This window comes from Bradyrhizobium canariense, assembly GCF_019402665.1.
Classification (GTDB): Bacteria; Pseudomonadota; Alphaproteobacteria; order Rhizobiales; family Xanthobacteraceae; genus Bradyrhizobium; species Bradyrhizobium canariense.
In genome coordinates this window covers 17,721-31,467 of the sequence record NZ_VSST01000034.1, presented here as the reverse complement: position 1 = coordinate 31,467, position 13,747 = coordinate 17,721, and the positions used below count along the sequence as shown (strand labels likewise).

Annotated in this window: 13 protein-coding genes; 4 read left to right on the top strand and 9 right to left on the bottom strand. The window is 64.8% G+C overall.

Translation table 11 applies throughout. From position 1 onward, the window contains the following. Positions 1 to 8: 8 nt before the first annotated feature. Together FXB41_RS17895 and FXB41_RS17890 are read right to left on the bottom strand one after the other, a co-directional pair. Positions 9 to 1,358: an aspartate aminotransferase family protein gene (locus tag FXB41_RS17895; protein WP_219682668.1), complete on the bottom strand. Its 1,350-nt coding sequence runs from the start codon at positions 1,356 to 1,358 to the stop codon at positions 9 to 11. Between the two features lie 3 nt (positions 1,359 to 1,361). After that, positions 1,362 to 2,234: a MurR/RpiR family transcriptional regulator gene (locus FXB41_RS17890; RefSeq protein WP_007593762.1), complete on the bottom strand. Its 873-nt coding sequence runs from the start codon at positions 2,232 to 2,234 to the stop codon at positions 1,362 to 1,364. Between the two features lie 86 nt (positions 2,235 to 2,320). Between FXB41_RS17890 and FXB41_RS17885 the strand changes: the two genes are divergently transcribed. Next, positions 2,321 to 3,508, top strand: coding sequence for an amino acid ABC transporter permease (locus tag FXB41_RS17885; protein ID WP_219682667.1), 1,188 nt, complete (start codon positions 2,321 to 2,323; stop codon positions 3,506 to 3,508). Positions 3,509 to 3,510: 2 nt separating this feature from the next. After that, on the top strand, positions 3,511 to 4,617 hold the full coding sequence (locus FXB41_RS17880) for an amino acid ABC transporter permease (RefSeq protein WP_219682666.1): 1,107 nt from the start codon (positions 3,511 to 3,513) through the stop codon (positions 4,615 to 4,617). A gap of 70 nt (positions 4,618 to 4,687) precedes the next feature. Here FXB41_RS17880 and FXB41_RS17875 read toward each other — a convergent pair whose 3' ends face one another. The 3 genes from FXB41_RS17875 to FXB41_RS17865 all read right to left on the bottom strand — a co-directional run bounded on the left by FXB41_RS17875 (position 4,688) and on the right by FXB41_RS17865 (position 7,142). Beyond that, entirely contained in the window at positions 4,688 to 6,106 is a 1,419-nt protein-coding gene (locus FXB41_RS17875; protein ID WP_219682665.1) for an amidase, read from the bottom strand. Positions 6,107 to 6,219: 113 nt separating this feature from the next. Continuing rightward, positions 6,220 to 6,996 carry an SDR family oxidoreductase gene (locus FXB41_RS17870; protein WP_027568933.1) on the bottom strand — a complete coding sequence of 259 codons (777 nt, stop codon included), beginning with the start codon at positions 6,994 to 6,996 and terminating at the stop codon, positions 6,220 to 6,222. 5 nt (positions 6,997 to 7,001) lie between these two features. Next, positions 7,002 to 7,142 carry a hypothetical protein gene (locus FXB41_RS17865; protein ID WP_198288235.1) on the bottom strand — a complete coding sequence of 47 codons (141 nt, stop codon included), beginning with the start codon at positions 7,140 to 7,142 and terminating at the stop codon, positions 7,002 to 7,004. 11 nt (positions 7,143 to 7,153) lie between these two features. On the opposite strand from FXB41_RS17865, the gene FXB41_RS17860 reads away from it, so the two are divergent. Further along, positions 7,154 to 8,227 (top strand): tartrate dehydrogenase, encoded by a 1,074-nt coding sequence (locus FXB41_RS17860; RefSeq protein WP_219682664.1) that lies wholly within the window; start codon positions 7,154 to 7,156, stop codon positions 8,225 to 8,227. A gap of 193 nt (positions 8,228 to 8,420) precedes the next feature. Here FXB41_RS17860 and FXB41_RS17855 read toward each other — a convergent pair whose 3' ends face one another. The 4 genes from FXB41_RS17855 to FXB41_RS17840 all read right to left on the bottom strand — a co-directional run bounded on the left by FXB41_RS17855 (position 8,421) and on the right by FXB41_RS17840 (position 12,740). Further along, a complete protein-coding gene (locus FXB41_RS17855; protein ID WP_219682663.1) occupies positions 8,421 to 9,494 on the bottom strand; it encodes a malate/lactate/ureidoglycolate dehydrogenase in 1,074 nt (357 codons plus the stop codon). A gap of 121 nt (positions 9,495 to 9,615) precedes the next feature. Beyond that, positions 9,616 to 10,527, bottom strand: a complete 912-nt coding sequence (locus FXB41_RS17850) for an NAD(P)-dependent oxidoreductase (RefSeq protein WP_219682662.1) — start codon at positions 10,525 to 10,527, stop codon at positions 9,616 to 9,618. Between the two features lie 12 nt (positions 10,528 to 10,539). After that, positions 10,540 to 11,790, bottom strand: a complete 1,251-nt coding sequence (locus tag FXB41_RS17845) for a Zn-dependent hydrolase (protein WP_219682661.1) — start codon at positions 11,788 to 11,790, stop codon at positions 10,540 to 10,542. Positions 11,791 to 11,822: 32 nt separating this feature from the next. Next, positions 11,823 to 12,740, bottom strand: coding sequence for a LysR family transcriptional regulator (locus FXB41_RS17840; RefSeq protein ID WP_007593745.1), 918 nt, complete (start codon positions 12,738 to 12,740; stop codon positions 11,823 to 11,825). A gap of 120 nt (positions 12,741 to 12,860) precedes the next feature. On the opposite strand from FXB41_RS17840, the gene FXB41_RS17835 reads away from it, so the two are divergent. Next, a complete protein-coding gene (locus FXB41_RS17835; protein WP_007593743.1) occupies positions 12,861 to 13,676 on the top strand; it encodes a putative hydro-lyase in 816 nt (271 codons plus the stop codon). Positions 13,677 to 13,747: the final 71 nt, after the last annotated feature.

Genomic DNA, 13,747 nt, shown 5'->3' with positions numbered 1-13,747 from the left:
TTCTCCCCTCAGTGATTGACACGACGCAATACGTTGTCGACAGCCGTGCCGAGCTTGTCGACGATCAGATCGATCTCGTCAGCCGAAACGATATAGGGTGGCGCCAACAGCACGTGGTCGCCACGGACGCCGTCCACGGTGCCGCCGCCGGGATAGCAGCCGAGGCCGTCGGCGAGGGCCTCCGCCTTGATCTTCTGGTTCAGCTTCAGCGCGGGATCGAACGAGGTCCGGCTGCCGCGATCGGCGACAAGCTCGATCGCCCAGAACAGGCCGCGGCCCCTGATGTCGCCGATATGGCGGTGGTTACCGAAACGCTCGGTGAGCCGCTGCTCGAGCTGCTTGCCGCGCTCCTTGACCCGGTCGAGCAAGCCGTCCTCGCGGATCACGTCCTGCACCGCGAGCGCGGCAGCGCAGGCGAGGGGATGCGCCAGATAGGTGTGGCCGTGCAGGAAGGCGCCCGAGCCGGCGCGAATGGCGTCGATGATCTTGCCACTGGTGAGCATTGCACCGATCGGCTGGTAGCCGCCGCCGAGGCCCTTGGCGATCGCCTGGATGTCGGGTGCCACGCCTTCCTGCTCCCATGCATGCGTGGTGCCGGTGCGGCCCATGCCGCACATGACCTCGTCGAGGATGAGCAGGGCACCGTGTCGGTCGCAGATCTCGCGGACCGCCCTGTAATAACCGTCCGGCGCGGTCACGGCACCTGCGGTGGCGCCGACGACGGGCTCTGCGAGGAACGCGGCGACCGTATTGGGACCGAGGCGCTGAAACTCGGCTTCGAGTTCGGCCGCAAGCCGGGCGACGAATTGCGCATCGGATTCGCCATCGTGCTTCTCGTGATAGGCGAAGGCCGGGGTCACGTGGCTGAAGGCGTCGGAGAGCAGCGGCGCATAAGGCGCACGCCGCCAGGCATTGCCGCCGGCAGCCAGCGCGCCGAGCGTATTGCCGTGATAGCTCTGGCGCCGGGCGATGAAATGCTGCCGCTGCGGCTCGCCGCGCTCGATGAAATATTGCCGGGCGACCTTGATGCTGGCTTCGACCGCTTCCGACCCGCCGCTGACGAAATAGGCGTAGGCGAGGCCGCCGGGCTCATGGCCGACCAGCCTCTCGGCCAGCGCCTCGGCCGGCTCGGACGAGAAGAACGCCGTGTGGGCGTACGCCAGTGTCGAGGCCTGCTTCGTCAGCGCCGCGATGACGCGTGGATGCTGGTGGCCAAGGCAAGAGACCGCCGCGCCGCCGGAGGCATCGATCACGCGGCGTCCGTCCTCGGCAAAGAGATAGACGCCTTCGCCGCCGATTGCCTTGGGCGGCGTTTCGCGCAGCGAGCGATGCAGCACGCGGCTGGTGCGAGCGGCCATGGGTCAACCTTTCTCTGATACGTAAGTTGAAGCCGCGGCCAGCCGCGCCTCGGTATTCTCCAGGCGCTTCTTCGCGGCCGTGCCGCCGAGCGAGAACGTCACGGCCGCGAGCGATTGGGCGATCGCAATGGCGCCGGTCAGGCTCGGGAAAAAGCCGGGAGAGGAAGCCGCTTCGAACAGCAGCACGTGGTCGGCGCCTTCAGCCATCGGCGCCGAAGAGCTATCGGCGATCGCGATCAGGGCCGCGCCGGCACGATAGGCGGCCTGCGCGACCCGGACACTGGCATGTGTGTAGGGCATGAAGCCGATGACGATGACAGCTTCGCCGGGCCGGAATGCGCCGAGGTCGAGATCGTCGGGGCCGGACGCGCCGACGAGTTGCACCTGTTCGGGACGAAACAGCCGGAGCTCGTAATTCAGCAGTTCCGCGACGCTGCGGCAGCTTCGGTAGCCGGTGATCCAGATCCGCTTGGCGTCGTGGAGCGCGCGCGCCGCCTCGGCAATCGGCTGGGCCGGGATGCGCGGAAGGCCGGCGGCCTCGGCCTCGAGCTTGTCGGTGACGAGCGCGACATCGGCGTTCGGGCCGTGGCGGCGGCTCCTGGCGCGGCCGGAGAAGGGCGCGATCTGCGAGGGGCGCCGCGCCTCCGTCAACGCCGCGCGCAATTCATCCCAGCCCGAATAACCGATCGCTTTGGCAAGCCGCGTGAACGCGGCGGGATCGGCGCCGGCAACCGCCGCGAGATCGCGCATCGAACGCGTGGTGGCGTCGTAATCGTTGGCCGCGACGAAACGCCCGACCTCCTGCAACCGCATCGGAAGCGATGGCAATGCAATGCGCAGTTCGCTCAGCGGCGAGGATTTCGCGGGCTCGGCCATGAAACATTTGTTGCACAAAGTGGAGTTTGGTGCAACACTTGACGTACGCCGCCGGAAATCGTCGTCTTGAGAAGGATTTTTGTGCTGTGACGTCAGACGCTCCGAGACCGCCGCCGCGCCGCCGCTTCTTCGGCGCTTTCGGACGACGCGAGCTGAAAGGCCTGTTCTGGCAGGCCCTGGTGGTCGGGATCGCAGTCGCGGTCATCGCCTTTCTCTGGTCCAACACGGTCACCAATCTCTCCGCGCGCCGCATTACGACCGGTTTTGCCTTCCTCGGCCGTGAGGCCGGCATGCCCATCTCCGACAGCCTGCTCGCCTACAATCCGAGAGACTCATATCTCTGGGCCTTCGTCGTCGGCATCGCCAACACCCTGCGCGTTGCCGTGATCGGAATCGTGCTTGCAACCATCCTGGGCACGGTGATCGGCATCTCGCGGCTGTCGGCCAATTGGCTGCTGTCGCGGCTCGCCGCAGTGTATGTCGAAACGCTCCGCGACATCCCGCTGCTGCTCCAGCTCCTGTTCTGGTACGTGCTGATGCAGGCGCTGCCGGCAGCGCGCGCGGCATGGCGGCCGATCGAGGGAGTGTTCCTGTCCAATCGCGGGTTGATCCTGCCGGCGATTCCGATCGGGACGCCGCAGCTTTGCGTGCTCGGCGCGGCAGTGTTCGGGCTTGTCGTGTTCTACGTCATCCGGCGGCGGCTCATCGCGCAGCAAATGCGCGACGGCAAGCCGCGGCCGTCCTGGCCTTTTGGACTCGGCTTGCTTGTTGTGCTGCCTGCGGCGGTGTCCGTGCTTCTCGGCGTGTCCTGGACGATCGAATGGCCGGAGTTGCGCGGCTTCAACTTCGTCGGCGGGCTGACGCTCGCGCCGGAATATTTCGCGTTGCTGATCGCGCTCGTCACCTACACCTCGGCCTTCATCGCCGAGATCGTGCGCAGCGGCATCCAGTCGGTGCCGCGCGGCCAGTGGGATGCCGCCAATGCGCTGGGACTGCGCCGGAGCTTCATGCTGCGGCAGATCATCCTGCCACAGGCGCTACGCGTCATCGTGCCCCCAATGACGAGCCAGTACCTCAACCTGACCAAGAACTCCTCGCTCGCGGTGGCGATCGGCTATCAGGACGTGGTCTCGATCGCCAACACGACGTTGAACCAGACCGGGCAGGCGATCGAGGCCATTGCTTTGATCATGGCGGTGTTTCTCACCATCAGCCTCGGCATCAGCTTCTTCATGAACTGGTACAATTCGCGCATCGCGCTGGTGGAGCGCTGACCATGACGGCGATCGCCGACATTCCGGAAGTACCGCGCGCCGCCCGCCGCCCGCAGATCGGCAATCCGGTGCTGCGCTGGCTGCGCACCAATTTGTTCTCGTCTATCCCGAACGGCATTCTCTCGGTCGTGTTGCTGGCAGTGCTCGCAAAGGGCCTCTTTAGCTTCGCGCAGTGGGGCATCGCCAATGCGGTCTGGCTCACCCCGGCGAACGATTCCAGCGCCTGCCGCGCGGTACGCGGCGTCGGTGCATGCTGGGCGATCATCCCCGAGAAATACCGCTTCATCCTGTTTGGCACCTATCCGTTCGACGAGCAGTGGCGGCCGGCGCTGGCGGTGCTGCTGTTCATCGCCCTGTTCTATCTCTCCACCCGCCGCGCCTTATGGCGGCGCGAGCTGGCCTATCTCTGGATCGCCGCTCTCGCGCTGATCAGCATGCTGATGTGGGGCGGCATACTCGGCCTGTCGTTCGTCTCGCAGGACCGTTGGGGCGGCCTCCCGGTGACGCTGATCCTGGCGACCTTTGGTCTGGCTTTCGGCTTCCCGCTCGGCATCCTGGTCGCACTCGGCCGGCGCTCAAAACTGCCGGCGATCCGCTCGCTCAGCGTGCTCTATGTCGAGCTGATCCGCGGCGTGCCGCTGGTCAGTCTGCTGTTCATGGCGAGCGTGATGTTTCCGCTGTTCATGCCGAACGGATTCAACATCGACAAGCTCCTGCGCGCGCAGGTCGCGATCATCCTGTTCGCGGGCGCTTACCTGGCCGAAGTCATTCGCGGCGGCCTCCAGGCCGTGCCCCGCGGGCAATACGAGGCCGCCGATGCGCTCGGGTTGTCATACTGGCGCAAGAACCGGCTGATCGTCCTGCCGCAGGCGATCCGTCACGTCATCCCGCCGCTGGTCAACACCTTCATCGCGTTCTTCAAGGACACCAGCCTGGTCCTGATCATCGGTATCTTCGACCTGCTGACGACGGCCAAGACCGCGATCATCGATCCGGCGTGGCAGCAATTCTCCGTCGAAGTCTACATCTTCGTCGCCGGGATCTATTTTGTCTTCTGCTTCGCGATGTCGCGGTATAGCCGGAGCCTGGAGGCGGCAAGCGAAAGGTGAGTATCTCTCTTGTCCCGGACAAGGTGCTACGCGAAACGCTGCGCCGCATCCGGGGCACGAGAGCGGAGACCTAGTTCTTCACCCGCGGATCAATTGGCGTCGTGCCACGCACGCCCAAGATATCCTCCAGCGTCTTCGCGCCGGCGATCACCTGCGCATCAGCGCGCGGAGCCCCGACGACCTGCAGTCCGACCGGCAGGCCCGACGCCGTGAAGCCGCAGGGCAGCGAAAGCGCGGGACAGCAGGCGAGCGTGATCGCATAGACGATGCCGAGCCACTCGACGTAATTGTCGAACTTCTTGCCGGCGCATTCGGCGACATAGCGGTGCTCGATCGGGAAGGGCGGCACGATGGTGGTCGGTACCAGCAGCAGATCGTAGCTCTTGAAGAACTCGACCGCACGCGCGGTCATGCCGACGCGCTGCGCCTCGGCGCGTTCGAGTTGCTCGATCGTGAGCTTGAGGCCTTCCTCGATGTTCCAGATCACTTCGGGCTTGAGCAGGTCGCGCTTGGTGCGCAGCAGCTGTGCCTTGCTGATCGCGAAGTCGAACGCGCGCAGCACGTGGAAGCACTCATGCGCCTCGCGCCAGTCCGGATGTGCCTCCTCGACGATGACGCCGGCTTCGGCAAAGCGTTCCGCCGCCTTTCGCGTGATTGCTTTGACTTCGGGATCGACCGGCGTGATACCGAGGTCTGGCGAGTAGGCGATGCGCTTCGGTTTGCTGCCTGACTGCGCCGCCGAGAGAAACGAGGTCAACGGCGCCGGCAGCGACAGCGGATCGGCGGCATAGTCGCCGCTCATGGCGTCGAGCAGCAGCGCGAGATCCTCGACGTTGCGTGCCATCGGACCGACGACGCCGAGATTACGATCGATGGCTGATTTTGGAGTATGCGCGACCCGGCCGATGCTCGGCCGCATCCCCACGACGCCGCAGAAAGCTGCCGGACTGCGCAGACTGCCGCCCATGTCGGAGCCCTGCGCGAGCCAGGCCATGCCGGTGGCGAGCGCAACGGCCGCGCCGCCTGACGAGCCGGCTGCCGACTTGGACGTATCCCAGGGATTGAGCGTTGCGCCGAACACCTCGTTGAAGGTGTTGGCGCCCGCACCGAATTCCGGCGTGTTCGACTTGGCATAGACGACCGCGCCGTTACCTTCGAGGTTCTCCACCATGAGGTCGGACTGTTTGGGCACATTGTCCTTGAAGATCGGCGAGCCCTGGGTGTTCAGCACGCCAGCAACGTCGGTCAGATCCTTGATCGGCACCGGCAGGCCTGCGAGTAATCCGCGCGCACCGGCCGGCTTCCGCATCAGCGCCTTTGCGCTATCCCGCGCGCGATCGAAGCACAGCGTCGGCAGCGCGTTGACCTTGCCGTCGACTTCGCCGATACGCTTCTCCAGCACATCCAACAGTTCCAGCGGCGAGACGTCGCCGGACCGCAGCTTGTCGACCACGGCGCAAGCGGTTTCTCGGATCAGGTCTTGAGACAACTATTTTACTCCTGTACTTGTTCAAGCGTCATTGCGAGCGCAGCGAAGCAATCCAGTCTGTCAAGGCGGAAAGATTCTGGATTGCTTCGCTGCGCTCGCAATGACGAGATTAATCAACCCCAGCCCGCGCTGATGCCGCCGTCCACCGTGTAGATCACGCCGGACGTGTAGCCTGCGCGATCCGACGCCAGGAACGCCATGAGATCGCCGATCTCGCGCGCATGCGCAGGCCTGCCGAGTGGCAGGCTCTTCTGGAATTCCTTGTAGCGGCTCTCGTCGCCGAACTGGTGCTTTGCCCGCGTCTTCAGCAGGGTGACGTGACGATCGGTGCCGACAGGGCCGGGATTGATGCCGACCACGCGGATGTTGTCGGCGAGGCTCTTGCCCCCGAGCGCGCGGGTGAAGGCCATCAGGGCGGCATTGCCGGCGCTGCCGCAAATGTAGTTGGCGTCGAATTTCTCGCCGGCGGCGCCGATGTCGTTGACGATCACGCCGCCGCCCTTCGCCTTCATCTGCGCATAGATCATGCGCGTGAGGTTGATGTAGCCGAACACTTTCAATTCCCAGGCGTGCCGCCAGGTCGCCTCGTCGATCTTGTCGATGGAGCCGCCGGGAATGTCGCCGGCATTGTTGACGAGCACGTCGATGTCGGCGGCTTCCTTGGCGAGCCGCGTCAAATCCTCGCTCTTGCGCAAATCGACGATGCTCGTGGCGGCATCGATCTGGTGCGCCGAGCGCAAGCGCTCGGCCAGAGCCTTGAGCTGATCGCCGTTGCGGGCGGCGAGGAGGAGATGGCAGCCTTCCTCGGCAAAGGCCTCGGCGGCAGCTGCGCCGATGCCCTTGGACGCGCCCGTGATCAGGACGCGCTTGCCACGCAGATGCAGATCCATGGGAGTCACTCGCAGGAGAGGAACGGGAATAAAATCAGTAGGCGGTCGGCCGCGCCATGGTCAACATTGCAGTGCAGCGTTGCACTGCCGCCGCGTTTGGTCCATTGCAGTGCGGTCAAAAAGGCGGCGGCTGCCGGAGCAATCAAGGACGTTCTCGATGAGCAAGAAACAATACCGGATCGCGGTCATTCCTGGCGACGGCATCGGCAAGGAAGTGATGCCGGAGGGTCTGCGCGTTCTGGAGACCGCGGCGAAGAGGCACGGGGTGTCCCTTCATTTCGATCATTTCGACTTCTCGTCCTGGGACTATTACGAGAAGCACGGCCAGATGATGCCGGACGATTGGAAGGATAAGATCGGCAAGCACGACGCCATCTATTTCGGCGCGGTCGGCTGGCCGGCCAAGATTCCGGATCACGTCTCGCTGTGGGGCTCGCTGATCAAGTTTCGCCGCGAGTTCGACCAGTATGTGAATCTGCGCCCGGTACGCCTGATGCCGGGCGTTCCGTCCCCGCTGGCCAACCGCAAGCCCGGCGACATTGATTTCTGGGTGGTGCGCGAGAACACCGAAGGCGAATATTCTTCCGTCGGCGGCCGCATGTTCCCGGACACCGACCGCGAGTTTGTGACGCAGCAGACGGTGATGACCCGCATCGGCGTCGATCGCATCCTGAAGTTCGCCTTCGAGCTCGCGCAGTCGCGGCCGAAGAAGCACCTGACGTCGGCGACCAAGTCGAACGGCATCTCCATCACCATGCCCTATTGGGACGAGCGCGTGGAGGCGATGGCGAAGAAGTTTCCGGGCGTGAAGTGGGACAAGTACCACATCGATATTTTGACGGCGAACTTCGTGCTCCACCCGGATTGGTTCGACGTCGTGGTCGGCTCCAATTTGTTTGGCGACATCCTGTCCGATCTCGGCCCGGCCTGCACCGGCACCATCGGCATCGCGCCGTCAGGCAACATCAACCCCGAGGGCAATTTCCCGTCCGTGTTCGAGCCGGTGCACGGCTCGGCGCCCGACATCGCGGGGCAGGGCATCGCCAATCCGATCGGCGCAATCTGGTCCGGCGCGATGATGCTCGAGCATCTCGGCGAGAAGCAAGCCGGCAAGTCGATCGTCGATGCGATCGAGCGCACGCTGGCGGAGCGCACGCTCCGCACCAAGGATCTCGGCGGCAACGCCGACACCACGGCTTGCGGCAAGGCGGTCGCGGACATGGTGGATTAGAGCGCTCCTGTCCCTCCCCCTTGTGGGGGAGGGTGGCTTCGATGCGAAGCATCGAAGACGGGTGAGGGGTTGTCTCCGCGGAGACAGACCTCTCAATTGTGCATTTCTCTTCGTGGAGAGAGACCCCTCATCCGGCGCTTCGCGCCACCTTCTCCCACAAGGGGAGAAGGGAAGAGCCGCGTGCTCTGTCTCACTACCCCGCGATCTTCTCGATCGCCGCCTGATCCAGCCCAAACGTTTTCCCGGCCAGCAAAATATCCCGCCAGGTGGTCGGATCGACCGGGATGCCTTCCGCGAGCCGCTTCTTCTTCGTCTCGCGCTCGGGCTCGCCGGCGATCTTCACCTTGTCGACGCCGGGGGCCGGCGGTGAGCCCGTGTGCCACGCGACGAAGCTCTCGACTTCGCGCGCGAGATTCTCCGCGGTGCCGAGCTTGGCCGGATCGATGATGATCGAGAGCATGCCATTGAGGACGTTGTACTTGCCATCGGACGGGCCCTTGACCACCTCTCCGCCGGAGAGCGCGCCGCCGAGGATTTCGCACACCAGCGCGAGTCCCGAACCCTTGTGCTCGCCGAACGGCAGGATGGCGCCGTACGGCGGGATCACGGTGTAGCGCGGGTTGGTGGTCGGCTTGCCCTCGTTATCGATGATGGTGCCGGGCTCGAGCTCGACGCCCTTGTTGTGGGCGACGCGGGTCTTGCCCTGCGCGATCCTGCTGGTGGCGAAGTCGAGCACGATGGGGTCCTTGTCCGCGCGCGGGATGCCGACGCAGAACGGGTTGGTGCCGTGGCGCCCATCGCTGCCGCCCCAGGGCGCCACGATCGGGCGCGAGATCACGTTGACGAAGTGAATCGAGACCAGTCCGTGGTCGATGCACTGCTCGGCCCAGTGGCCGATGCGGCCGATGTGATGTGAATTCGAGAGGCCGACGAGACACACGCCGTTGCGCTTGGCGCGCTCGGCTGCGAGCTCCATCGCTTCATGGCCGATGACCTGCCCGTAGCCGGTGAGGCCGTCGAGCGTGAGCAGCGGACCGGTGTCGAGCACGACCTTGACGTGCCGGTTCACGGCGAGGCCGCCCGTGGTGACGCTCTGGACATAGCGCGGGATCATGCCGACGCCGTGCGAGTCGTGTCCCTTGAGGTTGGCCTCGACCAGATTGGTGGACACGAGCTCGGCCTCGCGGTCCGTGGAGCCGCCGGCCTTGACGATGGCACTGATGGCTTCGATGAGCGGCTGTGCCTTGATGGTGCGATAGTCGGCCATTGTTGGTGCTCTTATCCCTTTCCAAGATTGCGGTGCGTAGGGTGGGTTAGGCGAAGCCGTAACCCACCTCTTCTGTCTTCGCGAACGTCGAGGGTGGTGGGTTACGCTTCGCTAACCCACCCTACGTTTTCACGATCCGGCGGCAGTGCTCCCACGCCGCATAAATGAGGTTCTCGCTCGCTTCCGGGGTCCGGAACGCCGAATGCGCCGACAACGTTACGTTCGGCAGCTTGGTCAGCGGATGATCGCCGGGCAATGGCTCGATGTTGAAGACGTCGAGGCCGGCATGGCGGATGTGGCCCGACTTCAGCGCATCGATCATGGCGGCCTCGTCGACGACGGCGGCGCGGGCGGTGTTGATGAGGATGACGCCCGGCTTCATCTTCGCGATCATCTCGCGGGTGATCATGCCGCGCGTCTCGTCGTTGAGCAGCAGATGCAGCGATACGACGTCTGCTCTCGCCAACACCGAATCGAGATCGACAAATTCCACGCCCGGATAGCTCTTCGGCGAGCGGTTCCAGGCGATCACCTTCATGCCGCTGCCCGAGGCAATGCGCGCGACCTCCGCGGCAATACCGCCGAAGCCGATCAGGCCGAGCGTCTTGCCCGTGAGCTGCATGCCGTCTTCGCGCAGCCAGTTTCCGCCGCGCATCTCGCGGTCCATCATCGCGATGACGCGGGCCGAAGCCCACATCAGCGCGATCGCGCATTCCGCCACCGCCGTGTCGCCATAGCCCTTGATCAGGTGCACGGAGATGCCGAGCTCAGCGAGCTCCTCCGGGTTCATGTAGCTGCGCGCGCCGGTGCCGAGGAACACGACATGCTTCAGCCCCGCGCACTTCTTTGCGACATCGGTCGGCAGCGCGGTGTGGTCGACGATCGCGATCTCGGCGCCGTCGAGGATCTCGGGATATTGCTCGGGCTTGATGTCGGGATCCCTGTGGATCCGCACCTTGGGATCGCGCGGTTGCTCCAGCCGCTCCAAGATCACGGCGAGGGCTTCATTGGCGTCGACGAAAACTCCGCGCATGATTCTCTCCGGTCAGGATGCGACGCCGGCGATCGCCAGCACCGTGTGCATGAGGACGTTGGTGCCCGCGGCGCAATCGGGCTGCGTAGCGTCTTCCAGCTCGTTGTGGCTGATGCCGTCCTTGCAGGGCACGAACACCATTGCGGCGGGCATGATTGTGTTGAGATTGCAGGCGTCGTGGCCGGCGCCGGAGGTAATGCGGCGAGAGGAGTAGCCGAGCGTCTTCGCCGCGTTTTCCACCGCTGCAATGAGCTTCGGATCGAAATGCGTCGGCGGCTTGCGCCAGACCAGGTCGATCTTCACCTCGACCTTGCGGCGTGCGGCGATCTCGGCAATCGCGCTACGAAGATCGCGATCGAGCGCATCCATGATCGCGTCATCCGCGCTGCGGCAATCCATGGTGAAGGCGATCTCGCCGGGAATGACGTTGCGTGAAGGGTTTGCGATCACGGCCTCGCCGATGGTGCCGACTGCCTTCGGCCCGTGCTTCCTCGCAATGGCTTCCATCGCCAGCACGATCTCGGACAGCGTCGCCAGCGCATCGCGCCGCAGCGGCATCGGTGTCGATCCGGCATGACTCTCGAAGCCGGAAATCTTGCCGTCGTACCAGAGCACGCCCTGGCCGGAATCGACCACACCGATGGTCTTGCCTTCGGCCTCCAGGATCGGGCCCTGCTCGATGTGCAGCTCGACGAAGCAGCCGAGCTTCTGGAACCCGACCGGCTTGTCGCCGCGATAGCCGATGCCGTCGAGCGCCTGGCCGATGGTGGTGCCATCGGCGTCCTTGCGCGACAGGATGTCGTCGGTGGTGAAGTCGCCGACATAGGCGGCGGAGGCCATCATCGCGGGAGCGAAGCGTGAGCCCTCTTCGTTGGTCCAGTTGACGACGCAGATCGGCGCTTCGGTTTCGATTCCGGCATCGTTCAGCGTGCGGATCACTTCGAGCGCACCGAGCGTTCCCAGAATGCCGTCATATTTGCCGCCGGTGGGCTGGGTGTCGAGATGCGAGCCGATGCCGACGGGCAGCTTCGACATGTCGCGACCCTTGCGCAGGCCGAATTGCGAGCCGAGCGCATCGGTGTGCACCTCTAAGCCGGCGTCCTCGCAGGCCTTGCGGAACCAGTCGCGCACCAGCTTGTCCTCCGCGCTCAGCGTCAGCCGCCGCACGCCGCCCTTGGCCGTCGCGCCGAACTGCGCGGTCTCGTGGATGGAGCCCCAGAGGCGGGCGGAATCGATTTGCAAATTGGTGGCGGCTCGGCTCATGCGGTCAGTCTCTCAATTGTCCGGCGCCTGTTTCAATGACGCGCCGGCGCGGGCGCGTCAACTGCGAGGCTGCTCTGCGCAATCTGACATGCAAGCTCTGCGACCCGCTCCACCGCCACGACGTCGGGCGAGGCGAGCCAGCTCGCGGTGAATGTCAGCGGCGCGATTTTGAGATCGGTGTCGAGCAGTTGCAGTCGCCCGTCTGCGAGCTCGCTCTCGACGATGGCGTCGGGGATCACGGCGATGCCGAGACCCTCGACCGCCATGTGGATGACGGTCGCAAGCGAGGCGGAGGCGTGCAGCCGGATCGGCGGCAGCTCCGGCCGGTCGAACACTTCGCGCACGACTTCGTAGGGCCGCGTCTTCCGCGGAAACGTGATGATCGGAAACCGCGCGAGCTCGGCCCGCGTGACCGGTCCATGGCCGAGGCCGAGCGAGGGGCTGGCGAGAAAGCCGATCGGATAGTCGGCGAGGACGCGATTGTGCACCCCGGAGGCAGAGAGCGGCCCCACCACGAAAGCCAGCTCGATCTCCTGCGCAAGCAGGCGCGCGGTCAGGTTCGGCGTGATGTCGACCTCGATCTCCAGCGACAGGTTCGGATAGACCTCGTTCATGCTCTTCACCAGCCGCGGCAGCCAGGTGTGCACGATGGTCTCGGCGACGCCGAGCCGCATCACGCCGCGCATCGCCGAGCGGTCGCCGATCTCGGCGATCATCGCGGCGCGCAGGCCGATCAGCTTCTCCGCATAGACCATCATCTGCCGGCCGCTCGGCGTCGGCGAGGCCACGCGGTGGTCGCGGTTCAACAGCTTCACCCCCATCTCGCGCTCGAGCTGGGCGATGCGCTGCGAGATCGCCGGCTGGGTGGTGTTGAGGCGTGCTGCGGCGCCGCGAAAGCTGCCGAGCTTCACAACCCAAAGAAACGTCTCGATTGATCTGAAGTCCAGCATTGGAAGGATTTTCCCGTCCGATAAATGAAATTTATCGATATTGATTAGAAAGGAAGATTAGACTTTATAGCACGCGTGGTGTTGGCTTGTCTTTGTCGAGTTTATAGGCAGGTCGATCTCATGACTGTTTTGGTGGCAGTGCAGCAAACTGAAACGCCCGACACCCTCCCGAGCCGCAAGGCGCGGCTCGCCTACCGCGAGGGGCTGGTCGCCTCCACCGCCGGCGTTGCCCCCGGCTTCGTCCAGGGCAATCTGGCGATCCTGCCGGCGGAATATGCCGGCGCCTTCCACCGCTTCTGCCAGCTCAATCCCAAGCCGTGTCCGATCATCGGCATGTCCGACGTCGGCAGTCCGCACATCCCGGCGCTCGGCGCGGATCTCGACATCCGCACCGACGTGCCGCGCTATCGAGTCTGGCGCGACGGCGAGGTCGTGGACGAGCCGACCGATGTGACAAAGCACTGGCGCGACGATCTCGTGACCTTCGTGCTCGGCTGCTCCTTCTCGTTCGAAGAGGCGCTGCTCGACGAGGGCATGCCGATCCGCCACATCGAGCACAATGTGCGCGTGCCGATGTATCGCACCAACATCGCCTGCGGCGAGTCCGGTCCCTTCGCCGGTCCCATGGTGGTGTCGATGCGTCCGTTCAAGCCGGCGGATGCGATCCGCGCGGTGCAGATCACCTCGCGCTATCCGGCCGTGCACGGCGCGCCCGTGCATCTCGGCCATCCGCATCTGATCGGCATCAAGGACATCGCCAAGCCCGATTACGGCGATCCGGTCCCGGTTGCAGACGACGAGATCCCGGTGTTCTGGGCGTGCGGCGTGACGCCGCAATCGGTCATCAATGCTGCCAGGCTGCCGTTCGCGATCACGCATTCGCCGGGCCTGATGCTGGTGACGGATCTCAAGAACAGGACCATGGCCGTGATTTAGTGGGCAGCGTTTGCTGCTTCTTCGAGCTTTACCGCATCCATCAATCGCTTCATTCGATCAGCCGAAATTCA

Coding starts and splice junctions, on each gene's coding strand:
- FXB41_RS17835 (WP_007593743.1), top strand. CDS start 12,861: ATGACTGTTTTGGTGGCAGTGCAGCAAACTGAAACGCCCGACACCCTC.
- FXB41_RS17850 (WP_219682662.1), bottom strand. CDS start 10,527: ATGCGCGGAGTTTTCGTCGACGCCAATGAAGCCCTCGCCGTGATCTTG.
- FXB41_RS17880 (WP_219682666.1), top strand. CDS start 3,511: ATGACGGCGATCGCCGACATTCCGGAAGTACCGCGCGCCGCCCGCCGC.
- FXB41_RS17870 (WP_027568933.1), bottom strand. CDS start 6,996: ATGGATCTGCATCTGCGTGGCAAGCGCGTCCTGATCACGGGCGCGTCC.
- FXB41_RS17895 (WP_219682668.1), bottom strand. CDS start 1,358: ATGGCCGCTCGCACCAGCCGCGTGCTGCATCGCTCGCTGCGCGAAACG.
- FXB41_RS17890 (WP_007593762.1), bottom strand. CDS start 2,234: ATGGCCGAGCCCGCGAAATCCTCGCCGCTGAGCGAACTGCGCATTGCA.
- FXB41_RS17855 (WP_219682663.1), bottom strand. CDS start 9,494: ATGGCCGACTATCGCACCATCAAGGCACAGCCGCTCATCGAAGCCATC.
- FXB41_RS17840 (WP_007593745.1), bottom strand. CDS start 12,740: ATGCTGGACTTCAGATCAATCGAGACGTTTCTTTGGGTTGTGAAGCTC.
- FXB41_RS17845 (WP_219682661.1), bottom strand. CDS start 11,790: ATGAGCCGAGCCGCCACCAATTTGCAAATCGATTCCGCCCGCCTCTGG.
- FXB41_RS17860 (WP_219682664.1), top strand. CDS start 7,154: ATGAGCAAGAAACAATACCGGATCGCGGTCATTCCTGGCGACGGCATC.